At 64.5% G+C, this 14975-nt stretch carries 10 protein-coding genes; 5 read left to right on the top strand and 5 right to left on the bottom strand.

Annotated features, from left to right (window positions below; all coding sequences use genetic code 11):
* The first annotated feature begins 186 nt into the window (after positions 1-186).
* On the top strand, positions 187-2832 hold the full coding sequence (locus tag P1L41_RS11525) for a hypothetical protein (RefSeq protein WP_276295876.1): 2646 nt from the start codon (positions 187-189) through the stop codon (positions 2830-2832).
* Between the two features lie 109 nt (positions 2833-2941).
* Here the strand turns inward: P1L41_RS11525 and P1L41_RS11520 are convergent, their stop codons facing one another.
* Entirely contained in the window at positions 2942-3850 is a 909-nt protein-coding gene (locus P1L41_RS11520; protein WP_276295875.1) for an alkaline phosphatase family protein, read from the bottom strand.
* A 302-nt stretch (positions 3851-4152) separates the two neighbouring features.
* Between P1L41_RS11520 and P1L41_RS11515 the strand changes: the two genes are divergently transcribed.
* Positions 4153-5970 (top strand): asparagine synthase-related protein, encoded by a 1818-nt coding sequence (locus P1L41_RS11515; RefSeq protein WP_276295874.1) that lies wholly within the window; start codon positions 4153-4155, stop codon positions 5968-5970.
* Positions 5971-5987: 17 nt separating this feature from the next.
* On the opposite strand, the gene P1L41_RS11510 is transcribed toward P1L41_RS11515, so the two are convergent.
* Both P1L41_RS11510 and P1L41_RS11505 read right to left on the bottom strand, forming a co-directional pair.
* A complete protein-coding gene (locus P1L41_RS11510) occupies positions 5988-6950 on the bottom strand; it encodes a glycosyltransferase family 2 protein (protein ID WP_276295873.1) in 963 nt (320 codons plus the stop codon).
* 94 nt (positions 6951-7044) lie between these two features.
* On the bottom strand, positions 7045-8382 hold the full coding sequence (locus tag P1L41_RS11505; RefSeq protein ID WP_276295872.1) for a polysaccharide deacetylase family protein: 1338 nt from the start codon (positions 8380-8382) through the stop codon (positions 7045-7047).
* A 340-nt stretch (positions 8383-8722) separates the two neighbouring features.
* Here P1L41_RS11505 and P1L41_RS11500 point away from each other — a divergent pair, with 340 nt between their 5' ends.
* A complete protein-coding gene (locus P1L41_RS11500) occupies positions 8723-9706 on the top strand; it encodes a DUF1616 domain-containing protein (protein ID WP_276295871.1) in 984 nt (327 codons plus the stop codon).
* Positions 9707-9854: 148 nt separating this feature from the next.
* Here P1L41_RS11500 and P1L41_RS11495 read toward each other — a convergent pair whose 3' ends face one another.
* Positions 9855-10985 (bottom strand): Gfo/Idh/MocA family protein, encoded by a 1131-nt coding sequence (locus tag P1L41_RS11495; RefSeq protein ID WP_276295870.1) that lies wholly within the window; start codon positions 10983-10985, stop codon positions 9855-9857.
* A 308-nt stretch (positions 10986-11293) separates the two neighbouring features.
* Here P1L41_RS11495 and P1L41_RS11490 point away from each other — a divergent pair, with 308 nt between their 5' ends.
* On the top strand, positions 11294-12475 hold the full coding sequence (locus P1L41_RS11490; RefSeq protein ID WP_276295869.1) for an FG-GAP repeat domain-containing protein: 1182 nt from the start codon (positions 11294-11296) through the stop codon (positions 12473-12475).
* Positions 12476-12502: 27 nt separating this feature from the next.
* Here P1L41_RS11490 and P1L41_RS11485 read toward each other — a convergent pair whose 3' ends face one another.
* Positions 12503-13324 carry a glycosyltransferase family 2 protein gene (locus tag P1L41_RS11485; RefSeq protein WP_276295868.1) on the bottom strand — a complete coding sequence of 274 codons (822 nt, stop codon included), beginning with the start codon at positions 13322-13324 and terminating at the stop codon, positions 12503-12505.
* A 139-nt stretch (positions 13325-13463) separates the two neighbouring features.
* On the opposite strand from P1L41_RS11485, the gene P1L41_RS11480 reads away from it, so the two are divergent.
* Positions 13464-14612 carry a glycosyltransferase family 4 protein gene (locus P1L41_RS11480; protein ID WP_276295867.1) on the top strand — a complete coding sequence of 383 codons (1149 nt, stop codon included), beginning with the start codon at positions 13464-13466 and terminating at the stop codon, positions 14610-14612.
* The last annotated feature ends 363 nt before the right edge of the window (positions 14613-14975 follow it).

Below are 14975 nucleotides of genomic sequence, written 5' to 3'. Positions count from 1 at the left end.
AAGCACGTCTTATCCGCTTTCTAAACATCCTCGAACCGGGAACGGTCGCCGTGTTTCGCCCGTACGCTGCTTTCTCGGGTCTGTAACTGGTACGTAAACGAGACTACCTGATACTAGTACTCGGCAAACTCGCTACTGACTGGGAACAACGTCTAATTAAGGACCTATTAACACTCGGTCACAGCGATGGACGAAGCGAACGACCCGGAGAAAGACGACCTTACCGGCGCACAACGCGACGAAACAGAGGCTGACGTCCCTCCTGAAAAGGGTGGTGTCTCCGTCGACGACGGGCCGAACTCGGCCGATGCAGCGGAAACGACCGACGAGAACCCCAACCTCAACCGGCGGGATTATCTCAGGCTCGGGGCCGCCGCAGTCGCCGTCAGTTCGACTGGCCTCGTGGGGAGTGTGGCCGGTGCGACCGAACGGTACGGTATCTCGTTCGACACTGTCGTCGACGCGGTCGACGATCTGGGGATGGACCCCAACGGCAACGACCCGATAGACGGGAAACTGGAGAACACGCTCAGCAAGGGGAACGTCCTCATCGAGTTCCCTCCCGGCGAGTACTACTTCGACAGCACGAACACCTTCGGCTCCCCGAACAACTGGGGCATCCGGGGACTGGGCGATACGCCCGGTGACGTCCGGTTCCGGACCGCGGCCGGCGAGGGGAAGTTCTTCCTGAAGACCAACGGCGGGAGCGGTCAACTCGTCGAGAACGTCACGCTCGACTACAGTTCGGCTCACGACGGGAGCCTCGGCATGGTTCTGCGAGGGCCGGACGCCATCCGGGTTCAGGACGTCCACTACGTCGGGTTCAACCCGACCGACGCGGCCGGCGCGGTGAACAACCTGGTCCCTATGGCGACAGACCCGAACGGGACTGCTATCATCGACGGCGTCGAGCGCACGGGCCCGACGGATATCGTCTCCCACGGGCATCTCGACGGAACCTCCAACGAGGGCCCCGTCTGGCTCGGTGGGCGACACGAAGGGGCCATCCACTTCCGGAACTGCCACTTCGCGAATACGGGGACGAACGCCGTCTACGCGTCCAGGACGCCCGGGTCCGTCCACTACGACAGCTGCCTCTTCGAGAACAACAACCAGGCGTCGATCCGTATCGGCGGCGGTGGCGGCGACCAGAACACGATTCGGGACTGCACCTTCCTTATCGACACCGAGAACGCGCACCAGGACATCGGGGGCGAATACATCAACCCCCACGGCGTCATCTGCGAGACGAAGCGAGTGACTCCGGGGCCGATTCTCGTCGAGAACTGCGAGTTCATGTACAAGTCCGGCCCGGACCGTGGCCGCCTACTATTTGTCGACGGGAACGTCGGTCCCATCGAGGTTCGGAACAGCCGCGTCCGTTCGGAAGTGTCCGCAGTCAACGCCGTCTTCGCTCGGACGGACCCGAGGTGGGGCGACCCCGCACCCGACCAGAGCATCGACATCATCGACAGCCAGTTCTCCGGCGCTGGCGAGCTCGAGGTGGTCGGCGGCCGGCCCGCCATGATGGACGGCGGCTGTCTCTCCGCTCCCGTCTCGGGCGTCGACGTCGCGAGCAACGTCTCCCGGGACTCCTGTGCGATCCCCGATACTTCGGCACCGGCCGAGTCGACCGAGGACACCACGACCACGACGGAGGAAGACACCACGACCACGCTCGACAACCAGATTACCGTCACCGGCACCGGGACGAAGACCAACTACGTCTACGAGGTCAGCGGGACCGTCGAGGCGACCGGGGACGTCGAGGACTGGGACGACGTCTCCGAGTCGTCCGTCGACGCCTGGGTCACCAGCGACGGGGCCAGTGACACCTACACCTACTCGAAAGGGCTCGGGAGCGTCGACTTCGTCGAGGGCGAGGCGGAGGTCTCCGTCAACGGCGTCCAGGTCGACCCGGCGACGCTGAGCGCTGACTCGGCGTACCCGAACACGCTGCAGATAGTCGGAAACGGCACGAAGACGAACTACGTGGCGTCGGTCTCCGGCGAAATCGCCGACCACCCGGCCTTCGGAACCTCCCTCAGCCAGTACGACACGGTCGACAGCGGGACCGTCGACGGCTGGGTCACCGACGAGATGGACGGCCTCCAGTTCTCCGGGCAACTCGAGTCACTGGAGTTCGTCGAGGGTGGGACCAACGTCCTCCTGAACGGCACGCAGATAGACCCGACAAACTACGACGGTTCGACCACAGAACCCACGCTGACGGTGACCACCGACGGGGTGAGCGGCGTCGGGAGCACGTCCGCGACGTTCAGTGGAACGCTCGCTGAACTCGGCGGCGCCAGCTCGGCCGACGTGGCCTTCGAATACCGACCGGTCGGCGGGTCCTGGACCGCGACGTCGGGCCAGACGCTCTCGGCCGCCGAGTCGTTCACGGCGTCTGTCTCCGGCCTGAGCGGCGGGACGGACTACGAGTTCCGGGCCACCGCGGCCGCCTCCGACGGTGACACGGCAATCGGTGGCACCAAGACGTTCACCTCAGGTGAGGCAACGACCGATTCGGCCCCGACGATCAATCGGTTCAACGTCTCCGAGGCGGGTCGTAAGGACCCGCACGCCGAGATTACGGTCAACTGGGACGTCTCGGACGTGGACGACGACCTCGATACAGTGTCGCTCGATATCCTCGACGACAGCGGGTCGACGGTCCGGAGCACGTCGTGGACGTTCAACGGAGTTGCCGCGGCCTCCGACACCGACGAGTATCGCTTCAGGAAGGGCGGCGGCGTCGATTACACGGTGTCCATCACTGTGACCGACCTGGCTGGCAACTCGGTCTCGAGCAAGAAGGTCGTCTCGTCCTGAGCGGCCGGGTTCACCACGTCCGCCGGTTTCGTGTGTGACGGCAACGCCGCTGCAGTGGTGAAACACGGACTCCGGACGGCAACAGCCCCCATCGCTTCGGGCGTCGTTCTCAGAGATAGCCCAGGTCTGCCAGCCGTTCCTGGACTGCTTCCTCGCTGACGTCGGTTTCTTCGGTCGTCGACGAGTCAGCCGAGATCTCCCGACGGGGGCCGTTCTCGTACACGAGCCACGGGACCTTCACCAGCTGTTCGGTGTACAGTCCCGGCGGGTGGCCGTAGTCTCTCACTGGAAGCGGCGAGGAACGCTCGCCGATCATCTGCCCGTGGTCTGCCGTGACGACAGTTTTGCCCTGTAACTCGCCCATGAGCGCCTCGACGTGGGGGAGCGCCACGTCGAGGTTCTCCCGGAAAGCGGCCCACAGCACGTCGTCGGAGATACCGAGGTCACCCGTGAGCGCGCCATCCCACTCGAAGTTCAGCTGGTCCAGGTCGAAGTGGCGTCGGCCGGTCGGGCCGATGAAGGGGTAGTGTGGCTGCAGGAAGTGGACGACGAGTCGTTTGTCCGGGTACTGCTCTGCAGCGTCGAGGGCGAGCTCGCGGACCGTCTCGGGCAGCACTGTCCGATACTCCTCGTGCCACCCGAAGTCCTGCCAGATGTTGACGACGTCGTGCAGCTGGGTGTTCAGCCGCTCCCGGTTGCGGTAGTACATCGGACTCGCCGTGACGTACACCGTATCTCTGAGGTCGCGGTCGGCGAAGTTCGACTGCAGGAACTCGCTCGTGTGCGAGCTCTTCGAGATGCGGGATTCGAGCCGGCCCGGCAACGAGTGTTGCTCCTCGAACATGTCGTAGCGGCAGGCGTCGAGGATGAGGAGGTTGTCCCAGTCCTCCTCGAAGATGTCGATGCCGCGGGGGTTCCCGGTCTGCCGGCCGAGACGGGTGTGATAGAGCCGATTCACCTCACGGACGGCCAGTCCCGGGTTCGCCATCCCGCGCAGTAACTGCCGAAAATCGTACATGGGCCTCCTTTCCAGTATCTATGCATTGTTATTGTCTCAATACACGGGCACATTCCCGTACCCCGAGCGCACGTGGCTGTTTAGTCTGCCGATAACAATGCTTGGCGACGCCAGTACAGCAGGTACCACGGAGTGAGCCGATTCGTACGGTTCGTGACGCGGACGCACTTTACCATGAAAATCCGACGGACACCCTTCTTGAATCTGATCGCGCGGACCTCGACGCTCCACGGCTTCGGAGTGACCCACGGACGTACTGCTGCCCCCCACGGGCTGGACCGTCGTCGAGAGGGGAGTGGTGTATGACCGGGCTAGCCGGCGGCACGACCAGTGTGACGCCACTCTCCGAGCTCCTCGAACCGATGCACTCAGAGCCCTGGTACGAGGTGGATTCCGTCGAACGTGGCAGGCTCGGGCTCGCTCACGTACACCACGGACAGAAAGACCCCGGTGGGCGGCTCTGGTGGACGGACGAGAACAGGGCCGGGACCGTATACGGCGCGGTGACGAACCGCGACCGACTCGGACTCTCGACCGCAGCGCTGTTCGAAGCAGTACTCGAGCGACCGGACGAGACGCTCGCGGCGCTTGACGGCCCGTTCTTGCTCGTCGCCATCGACCGGGAGTCCGACCGGGTGGTCGTCGGGACCGACAAACTCGGGACGAGGCAGTGTTTCTACACCGCAGAGGGGCCGTTCGCGTTCGGCTCGAACCTGGCAACGCCTCTCGCGGCTGTCGACCACCCGACGGTGGATCTGCAGGGCCTCAGCGACATGCTGCTTATCGGTCAGGTCTGGGGCGAGAAGACGCTCATCGAAGAGCTATCCGCGCTCCCCGCAGCATCGGTGCTCGAGTACGACAGCGATGCCCGCGAGGTCCGGTCCTACTGGCAGTTCGAGTTCGAGACCGGCCCGCAATCGGACCCTCTCACGCCCATCGTCGAGGAGTACCGGAAGGCAGTCGCCGAAACGTCCGAGACGATGGACGGCTCGGTCGGCCTCTGGCTGTCCGGTGGCCTGGACAGTCGGACCCTGGCCGGTGAGCTGTGCAACAACTTCGAGGCCATCACGACGTACACGTACAACGCCAATCCCTCGAACGGTGGCAACAGGCGCATCGCGAAACAGATCTCGGACCGGCTGGGCGTGCGAAACGAGACAGTCCCCCTGACGCCGGACCGGTTCGTCGACGTGTTCGACGACGCAGTCACACTCACCAGCGGCATGTTGACCTGGCGGACGTTCCTCAATCTCACCGCCGTGTTCAACATCGAAGCCCCCGCCGACATCATCCTCGAGGGCTGTGGCCAGGGGACGATGATGGGTGGCGGTCTCAGCCAGGACGTGATCGAGCGATACGACACGCCGGAAGAGTCCCTCTATCAGGAGAAACACCAGAGCAGCCGGGCGGACGTACAGCGCCTGTTGACAGCCGACGTCGACCCGATGGCGACCTACAGAACCGTCGTCGCCGGGTCGAGCGCCGACGACTCCGTGGGCAAGACCCTCGACTGCTACTACCGGAACTACATGGCACGCGGCGAGTTCGCCAGTAACCCGCTCGCCGAGAGCCAGGTCGGGAACCGTATCCCGATATGTCATCGCGGCTTCCTGGACGCAGTGAGCAAACTCCCTCTCCAGTACAGGGGCGACACCATCCCGTTCACCGGGGGCAAGATACCGGCCGGAACCTCACGCGGGAAGCTCGAACTGGCGAGACGGCTCGATTACGGCCTGAACGGCATCGACTACGAGCGGACCAAGATGCCGCCGAGCCGGCCCCACTGGCTCCACGTCGTGGGGTTCGTCGCCGACACGGCCACGAAGCGGTTGCTCGGAAAGCACGCTTACGGTGGACGACGGCTCCAGGAAGCCTGGTACGAGGACCACGACGAGATGCGGTCGCTAATCGACGGGCTCCTCGACGACGCGGCCGAGCGAGCGGTGTTCGACGCCGATGCCATCGCCGACCTGCGGGCGTCCCACGAACGTGGCGACGCGAACAACCTCGGTCCGCTCGCCGCCCTCTCGACCGTCGAACGCTGGTTCCAGCTCCACCTAGATTCTAAAGAAGCCACTCACGACGGCTCGCTGCAGCCCAGCCCCAGCACGGCCGAGTGACCGGTCGAGGCGGTCTCTTATCCGAACGCAGTCTGTAGTCTCCGGCGGATACCCCTGGCTGGCTTGTACGTGAACGGCCCGCCGAGCGCCAGCAACAGGTAGAGGTAGGCCCTGGGTATCAGCGGGTCGTATCGAATCGCGCTGAGGAACGTCCGAATGGCGGTCGCGTAGTACCCGTTCCGTAGCGCGGAGAACCCGAGCGTGACCGTCAGTGTCGCGACGAACCGTCGCTCGGTCTTCGTCCCGAACTCGGCCGCCAGTGGACGGTGCTTCTCGAGCAACACCGGGTATGAGACGTCACGCTTCGCTTCGAAGTCGTCCGTAATCTGGTCGTGAGACGTGACTCGTCTGACGACGACCGCCTCCCTGAGGGACGCGTACTGACACACCGTCGAGAGTCTGATATGCCACTCCAGGTCCTGCCAGCTGGGCAGCTGCTCGTCGGGGAGCCCGGCGGCCTCTATCGCACTCCGCCGGACGGTAAAGCGAGAGAACGAGCCCGAGCGGACCGTTCCACGGAGAATCTGCTCGGTCACGTCTCCGGTGGCGTCCGGAATGACCACCCCGAGCTCGGTTTCGTTCTCGTCGACGATTCTGGTACCGGCGATGACGACGCCGACGTCGGGCCCCGATTCACGAAACGTCGAGACCACACGTTCGACGAGCGTCTGGTCCCAGTAGTCGTCGTCGTCGAGGAAGGCGACGAACTCACCCCGTGACCGTTCGATACCGGTCCGGCGAGCGGCGTTCCCACCCCTGTTCTCCTCGTGTCGAACGACCTCGGCGTGGGCCAGGTCGTCGAAGGGGACATCCGCGAGCAACGGTTCGACCGGTTCTGGGGAGTGGTCGTCGACGACGACGAGCTCGACGTTGGGGTAGGTCTGGTCGACCACACTCCGAACGGCGTCCGTGAGGAACTCCGGCCGGCCGTACGTCGGGATGACGACGCTGACCAGCGGTGAACCGGTGTCAGTCTTCATTACCCGTCAGTTCCCCACGAACCTCTTTGTTATGACGAGTCTGTTCGCCGCCGTCCCTCGGTTTTCCGTCAGTTTGGTTCGGCTGAAGAATCGGTCAGTCGGAGAGGGACTGCAGCTCCCAGAGGTCCGAGGTCGTGAGGACGCGGAGTCCCAGGTCGTCGACGAACCGCATCGTCTCCTCGAACCGCTCCGCGGTGATGTGGTCCCGTGACTCCTCACCTACGGTCTGATACATGATAGGGACGACCTGTCGGTACTTCTGTGCGAGTTCGACGATCTGTGTCGTCGTCCCGACGTCGGCGCCGTTGACCCGACCGACCGAGAGCGGTCCGGTCAGCCGACCACTCGGACAGCGGCCGCTCCAGAGCCCGAGGTAGTGGTACTGTGCGGCGATGTCGAACGTCGTCTTGGTGACCGTGCCGAAGGGGAACAAGACGAACCGCGACCCCGACTCGAAGCCGTTGTCGGCGAGCCACCGCTTCGAATCGAGTATCATCGAGGCCTGTTCGGACCTTACGAACTCCGAGAGTGGCGTCTCGTGCTGCGGGTAGCTCACGACGTCCCACCCCTTGTCCTGCAACGCCTGCAGCTGAGCCAGGTTGATCCGCCCCTCGTTCCCGACCAGCCGCGGGATGACGCCGGCGACCCCTGGGAACCCGAACTCCTGCATCACCGGGAACGCGTTCTCGTACTGCGAGAGCGACATGTCGTCGAACGTCACCACTACTGCGCCCTCGTCGAGCTTCGGTGTGAGTCGTATCTCGTCGACGTGGAACTCTGCGGCGCGTTCGGCTCCGATCCACGACTGGACGCGGAGCTCTCGGACGTCGGTCAGGTCCGGCGAGCCCACCTCTTTCGTCGGGCCGAAGTCGAGTCGCAACCAGCCGTCCGTCGGGTCGAGCGGACGCCACATGTCGAGTCGGTTGGAGCGGTCGGGAGCAAGGAGCTGCAGGCGGACGTTCGAGACACTGGCCTCCCCGGACCCCGGGTGGACAGCCATGGAGAGGTCCCAGTCGCTGAGGTCGATGCCGTCCTCGAACCGCCGGGTTATCCAGGCTCGGCTCTCTGATTCGCTCGCGGTGAGGCGAGCCGACTGGCCGGGGTAGGGGGACTCCCCACCCGAGAGCGAGCCGTCGAGGACATCCCAGTAGGAGAGGTTGCTGAAGTCCTCGAACAGGCGGCCTCGGCACCGGAACCGGTCCCGGCTGTCGAAGTCGACGGTCAGTGGCCCCTCCGGCGCCGACGTGTCCGGGGAACAGTCGTCTGCCACCCCCGGGAGCTCGCTTTCTGTCGCTCCGTCGGTCGGGTCTGGACGCTGTTCGGCGGGTTCCGGGTTCGAGTTCGCCGGCCGGACGAGACACCCCGCGAGCCCCGTCAACGTGACCGCCCCGAGTTTGATGGCGTCCCGCCGCGAGAGAGGAGACCCGTTCATTTGGTGTCAGATACGGCTCGCGACGGATTGTACTGACCCTGCTAACGCCCGGTAGGCCTACCCTACACTGGTATCTCCGAGCCCGGCGGCTGCTGAGACAGCGAGCTTGGGGTAGAACGACCGAGATACCTCGCTACGTTCCCGAGTGGGCCTGGTCTCGGAACCAGGAGAGAACCAGATACCGTCCGAAGTGGCCAGTCTCACGTCCTAGTACACCAATAACAAAGCCTCGTATCTCGTAACTAGGGTATAAGATGGTTATCGAAGCTTTCGGCGGGACCGGTGGGGCCCGCGACTACGAGTACGAGACCGGCGGGCACTCCCGACCGGGGAGGACTCCGTGACGGACGGCGTCCGGTCGCTCGTCGCGCAACTGGCTGACGTCTGGGCGGTTCTCGCCCTCCTCGCGGTGGGAAACGTCGTGCTGCTCTTGCTCCCGACACCCGTTCGATTGGTACTGGCGGCCGTCTTCCTGTTCCTGCTTCCCGGGTACGCCCTCACAACGCTGGCGTTCCCGGCCCGGAGCGGTCGGAGGGCGACCAACCCCTTCAAACCAGACCTGAACGACGGCGTCCTCGGCGAGGGCGAGCGCGCTGCCCTGTCGCTGGGGCTGAGTTTCGCGCTCGTCCCGCTTTTCGGCATAGCGATGGCCTTCGCAGAGGTACCGTTGACCCTCGAGAACGCACTTCTCGCCGTGACGGCGTTCGTCCTGCTCGTCCTTGGCGGTGGGACCGTGCGACGCCTGCGCACGCCGACCGACTCGCGTTACAAGGCGCCGTTCTTCTACTGGCTGGGTGAGGGAGCCCGGTCGTTCCGGGGCACGAAGGTAGACATCGTCCTCAACGTCGCGCTGGCGGTGGTACTCGTCGCGGCGATGAGCACGTTCGCCGTCGCACTCACGGCCCCACAGAACGGGACCACGTACACCGAGGCCTCGCTGCTCACGGAGACGCCCGACGGCGAACTGGTCTCCGGCAACTACCCGACCGAGTTCGGGCCGGAGGGCCAGGCAGACCTCGTCTTGCGCCTGTCCAACCACGAGGGTGAGGCCGTCGTCTACACCGTCGTAGTGCAGATACAACGACTCGAGGCCGACACCGAGGGGCCGCGAGAAGTCACCGCTCGCTCCGAACTGTTCCGTGAGTCCCAGCGCGTCGCGGACGGTGAGACCTGGGACCACGAACACACAGTCACGCCGACGTTCTTCGGTGACGACCTGCGCGTCGTGTATCTCGTCTACGCGGGAACGCCCCCGGAGGAACCCACGACGGAGAACGCGTACCGGTACCTCTCGTTATCGATAGACGTGACCGAACCGGAATAACGACGCTCGTCCGGCCGCAAGCGTAATCGGCAATCGTTTTCAGTGGTCTAGTTGGCTCCCAGAGACGTGGCACGACACGAACGGGCACGTCAGCAGATTCAGTAGAGGGGGACGTTCGGAACGTAGAAACAGCCGTCAGGCCGGACGCTCAGTCGGCCAGCAGCTCGCCCTCTTCGACCATCGATTCGAGTGGGTTGTCGGCGATCTCGAGCGGGAGGTCGACACGCGTCCGTCGCCGCGCGGACTCCCAACAGGCGAATATCAGTTCCGTGGCCTGGAGCGCGTTCGACGCACAGAGCACGGACTCTGTGTCCGTCTCGACGGCGTCGACGACGTCGGCAATCGCGCGGTCGATGAACGTCGCCGTCCGCGCCCGTTCGGCGCTCAGCATCGGGACGCGCGCCGCGACGCGCTGTTTCGCCGCCTCGACCAGCGACCCCTTCGGGCCGTGGACGGTATCGCCGTCGGAGTCCAGCGTCCGCCACTCGCCGCCGACCTGGGCCCGGAGGGGTTCCTCTTCACCGCCGATTTCGAGCACGCCGTCGCTACCGACCAGCCGCAGCATGCACGAGAGCATGCCCTCGTCACCGGTGGCAGCGAGACCGTAGACGCCGTTCTCGTAGCGCCACTGCGCGATAGCCATGTTCTCGTTGTGGGCCCCGAACTGGATGTTCTCCTCCGAGTAGTCGATACCGGCCAGCACCCACTCGGCCCGCGACTGGTCGGTGAAGTACCCACAGAGGTCGAAGAGATGCGACCCGAAGTCGAAGAGGTTGTCGCCGCCGAGTTCGACGCGCTCCAGGGTCCCGATAGTCCCCGAATCGAGTTCCTGCTTCGCTCGCGTGAATGGGCCGGCGAACCGTCGCTGGTGGTTGAACGTGAGCTTGACGTCCCGTTGCTCGCACAGCTCCACCATCTCACGGCAGTCCTCCCAGGTCGTCGCCATCGGCTTCTCGCAGTGGATGGCCCGCACGCTCTCGCCCCTGGCGACTTCCATCACGACGGGCGCGTGGACGTGTGGCGGGACGCAGACGCTGACGATGTCCGGCTCAACCGCAGCGAGCATCTCCCTGGTCTCCTCGAAGACGTTGGCCGCGGGGATGTCCCAGCGCTCGGCGAACTGTTCCGCGTTCTCCCGGACGATGTCGGCACAGCCGACGAGTTCACACGAGTCGAGTCGGGTGTAGGCGCCCGCGTGTCGGTACGCCATGGCGAAGCCCTCGGCGTCCGGACTGTTCGGGTCCGCACCGGTCCCCACGATTGCAACCTTGTAGGTCATCGTCGAACCTGTGTGTCCGGAGTCACAAGAGTAGAAGCCGCGTACCCCCAAACCACGCGGTATGTCTGCCGGCGGTCACGACACTGCGGGTGGCGAGAGTAGCTAGCTGGCCGACAGGGCGCACACTCCCGGGTGGCTTGCGGGCTGAACTGGACGGTACGCGCTGGCTATTTATTTGCCCTCGCTGCCCACAGCCACTACGAAACGGGACTCGCCGGACACGATACCGTCTCGCGCGACCACTAGGCCGGTGCATCCGCCGACCCAACGTCGCGCGGCAGTCTGTCCAGCGGCTTCAGTGATGTACCATGAGCGAACCCGAACCACAGCAATCCCGAACGACGTTCAGACACGAACAGATAGACGCGAACCCCCCGTGTTCCCGGCTGGGCTTCTGTCTCACGACAGACCTGACCGGTAACGGCCTCCCGGACGTGATCGTCGGCGGCGCCGGGAAGGGGTTTCCCGGCCGCGACCTCGCCTGGCAGGTAGACCGATATTCGCCGCTCCCGGTGCGAGGGCTGCTGGACGCGCTGGGCAAGGAACACACCAACCTCTTCTGGTACGAGAACCCGGGGTGGGAGCGCCACGACGTGGCGTTCCTCCCGAACCTGGACGTCGGCGCGACACTGTGTGACGTCACCGGGGACGGCCGGCCGAACGTCGTCGCCGGGCAGGGCATCAGAAACACGGACGTCTACTGGTTCAAGATGCCAGCGGACCCCAGAGAGCGGTGGACGCCACACCTGGTCACCGACCAGTTCGAGAAGTACCACGACCTGGAGGCCGGCGACGTCGACGGCGACGGACGGGACGAGATTGTCGGGCTCTCACAGGAGTCTGAGACCGTCTTCTACTACGATATCCCGGAGGATCCGACCGAGACGCCGTGGCCCGACTCGTGTCTTCACATCGTCGACCGGGGTATCGAGATCGAGGGGCTCCGCATCAGGGATATCGACCACGACGGGCAACACGAGATGATCGCTGGAACGTACGTCTACCACCGTGACAGCGGCGCCGCGACGGGATGGCGCCGCGATCCGGTCGTGACCGGGTGGGACGATACCCGGGTCGAACTTGCGGACTTCGACGGCGACGGCGACCTCGAGATCGTCTTCTCGGAGGGTGACTCCCCGCACTACGGGACCCATCCGGGACGCGTCGCAGTGTTCGACGGTCCGGACTGGTCCGAGACGATACTCGAGGACGACCTGTTCTGCCCGCACACGCTCCAGGTCGCTGACTTCGACGGCGACGGGACGCCGGACATCTACGTCGCCGAGATGGGACTCGGGGAGAACGACGACCCGGTCCACCTGCTCTTCCGGAACCGTGGTGACGGCACGTTCGACCGCGAGGTCGTCTTCGAGGGTATCGAGACCCACGAGGCGGTCGCCGTGGACCTGACTGGGGACGGCAAGCCAGACCTCGTCGGGAAGTCCTACGCACCGGACCACCACGTCGACATCTGGTACAACGAGAACTGAGAAGGACCGACAGCCGAACGAGCGCCGTTATTCTGTGGTCGTCGTCGGGTTCGCTTGCGCTGCCGCGTTCTCGAACGACGGGACCCCCGAATCGAGTGTCGCAGAGTCCTCCCCGAGCAGACCGAAGAGTCCCTTGATGCGGCCGGCAGTCCTGGCCAGCTGTGCGCCGGCCTTCACGAACGACCCGGTCACACCGCGGACGACGTAGCACTTCGGATGTAGCGCCCCCACGAGCGTCATCGCGACCTGCTGACGCAGCGAGTACCCGATCTTCCGCCAGTAGTACGGGTGCTGGGTCTCGAGCTTGTATATCTTGCGCCAGTAGCCGGGGACACTGTCGGCGTAGGAGTGCGTGACGACCAGCTCGGGGTCGTAGAGGATGTCGAACTGCGACCGGACGCGCGCGGCGAGCTCCTTCTCTTCGTGTCCCCAGCCCATGTTCTCGTCCCAGCCGCCGACGGCGTCGAACACTTCCCTACGGACGCCCATGTTGTTCCCCCAGAACGTATCGACGTGCCGGGGTTCGTCGCCACGGTCGTAGTGGGCAGTGAAGTGACGTGCGAAGACGTCCGACCGTGGGTGAATCGTGCGGCCCGAGTACGCGGGCGCTCGTTCGAGTGTCTCCACGGCTCGCTCCAGGTAGTCCGTCCGGGGACGCGAATCGTCGTCGAGGAACACGATCTTGTCGGCCGACGCCCGCTTGATACCCTCGTTTCTGGCCTTGCAAACCGGATAGTCGTCGCGGACCACGACCTCGTAGTCGTCGTACGTCCCCCGTTCGAGAGACTCGACGACGTCTAGCTCGTCGTAGGGGAGCAGCGTCGCCACGACGACACTTACGGAAACCATTGAACCTTCGACCGAACCGTCGAGCCGACCGATATTTATTATAGGCCCCTTTCCTCATGATATCCAGTTGAAAATTTCGCCGGGGCGGTCACTGACATGTACTCATTAACAATACGTGGAGCTCCAGTAGCAGGTTCCAATGGCAGATTCCTCGCCCGAGTCGCTCCTCGTCGTCGGGCCCTGCAGACAGGAGACAGGTGGTATCTCACAGTTCATCCGCGGGCAGGCCGAGGAGCTGGGTGACCGACTGGACGTGACCGTCTACAATACCAGCACGCCCCCCGAACGGGGTGCGCTGTCGGCGGGCGGGCTCGCGAAGGTGCGCTGGCTGGCAGTCGCGGCGCTCTCGGCTATCGCGAGAGTCGTCCTCTTCCCGCTGTACCTCGACGCGGACGTCGTGCACGTCCACGCATCCTCGCGCGTGTCGTTCTACCGCAAGTCTGTGTACATCATGCTGGTACGCCTCCTCCGAGACGTCCCCATAGTCATCCACATCCACGGGTCCGACTTCGACGCGTTCCTCCAGGAGGCGGGCCCACTCCGGCGTGCGTACATCCAGACCATCTTCGACCAGTGTTCGGGTGTCATCGTCCTCTCGGAGTACTGGGCGAACGTCCTCGAGGCAGAGCTCGACGTCAGTTCTATCAGTGTCGTCCCGAACCCGGTCGACGCGGAACGCTTCGTACCGGTCTACGACGTCGACCCGCCCCGAATCGTCTACGTCTCGAACCTCATCGACCGCAAGGGCGTCGAGGAGTTCGTGACCGCGATTCGGCGACTGCTGAGCTGGTCTGACCTGGAGTTCACTGTCGACATCGCGGGCAGAGGGCCCCGCTCGGACCTGGTCACCGACCTCGCGGCGGAATTCGACGCGGTCGAGTACCACGGCTTCGTCAGCGAGGCGGAGAAACGGGCCCTCCTCGACGAGGGGTCGATATACGTCCTGCCGACCTACGCCGAGGGGCTCCCCATCTCGCTGCTGGAGGGGATGGCCGGCGGGAACGCCATCGTCTCTACGACAGTGGGAAGCATCCCAGAAGTAGTCGGCCCGGACAACGGCCACCTGGTCGACCCGGTCGACGTCGACGGTCTCGTCGAGGCACTGGGTGCGCTCATCAGGGACGACGCCAGGCGGCAAGCGATGGGCAGAACGAACCGAGCGGCTATCGAGGCCGAACACACGTGGGCCCACATCAGCGACCGATTGCTAGAGACCTACGGTGGACTCACCGACGGTGACGACCCGGCGCCAGACCGAGTCGCCCTCGGCGCTCAGATGTCCGACTGAGCATCCTGGCTGCTGGTTCGCGCACAGCATCGCCCGGAGAAGGGACCGATTATCGTGGTTCGGTGTTACTAACCCAGTGCTAAACCGGTCGGCTGTCGACCTGGCCATACCTGAATCCGAGTGACGAATCTCGCTCTACTCCAGAGTGTACGGTGGATTGGGCCGTCTCTTCTGCGCGGCACGCTGGATCGCCGTACCCACCTCGCCGCCGCTCCCTGCCCCACTGACGGGGTCGATGACCAGTCAGCTATCCAGCGCCAGGTAGTAAGGAGCGAACCGGTGAAACGCCCTCCTTCCGAACTGACGTTTTTCAAACCTAATTCGATAAGAAACAATTTACAAAGCAGATTTGCGGGTTCTACA

The sequence above is a fragment of the Haloarcula ordinaria genome (assembly GCF_029338275.1).
Taxonomy (GTDB): Archaea; Halobacteriota; Halobacteria; order Halobacteriales; family Haloarculaceae; genus Haloarcula; species Haloarcula ordinaria.
Note: the sequence above shows the minus strand (reverse complement) of the source record. Positions and strands in the feature narration are given on the sequence as shown.